This is a genomic window from Bacillus sp. CGMCC 1.60114, from assembly GCF_042676365.1.
Taxonomy (GTDB): domain Bacteria; phylum Bacillota; class Bacilli; order Bacillales; family Bacillaceae_G; genus Bacillus_A; species Bacillus_A rhizoplanae_A.
On record NZ_JBHTHG010000103.1, the window covers coordinates 1 to 605 of the forward strand.

Sequence of the window (605 nt, forward strand, 5' to 3'; positions counted from 1 at the left end):
AATGAGGTTGAAGTCATTCATAAGTTATTTAAGTTAGCTGCTTAACCTCAAGGTTAATAGGATATTACTATTCTATGGTTCTAGCGAATTATTTTTGCACCAAAGCCTTAGTTTTCTCCAGAAGCCTTTAGCTGATTGATATATTCCTGAAATTGTATCCAAATTTGCTGATGATGTGGCAATACAGAATACTCGAGCTCTAAAGCATCTAATCCAAACTGAGATGTTGCTCTTTCCTTACCCGTTGGTTCAATAATTTCTGCAGCTTCTAACATGATAAATGGAGTTTGGCGATTACTCCAAAACAAAGATGTTCCTTCCATTGCTAGACGAATGAGCTCCCGTTTGTAGGGTGCTGGTAAATAGGTAATCCGTTGCCACATTTCTTGATCTGTTAACATGGATTCACGCTCCTTCTATATAACCTACTATTTTCTATTTTCAAAACATATATAAGGGGTCACCATATCATTCTGGGGAAATTGTACGCTAAGGGCTACCAAACCTTATCCTTACAGTATTTTTAAAGATAAATATATGTCCAGAAAGATAAAAACCTAAGTTTAATTGAACATTGATTTGTTTACACATTTTATGAACATGAT

1 protein-coding gene is annotated in these 605 nt (G+C 34.9%); it reads right to left on the bottom strand.

Annotated features, from left to right (window positions below):
- Window positions 1-107: 107 nt before the first annotated feature.
- Window positions 108-401: a hypothetical protein gene (locus tag ACFQZ1_RS14585; protein ID WP_377882905.1), complete on the bottom strand. Its 294-nt coding sequence runs from the start codon at window positions 399-401 to the stop codon at window positions 108-110.
- Between the last annotated feature and the right edge of the window lie 204 nt (window positions 402-605).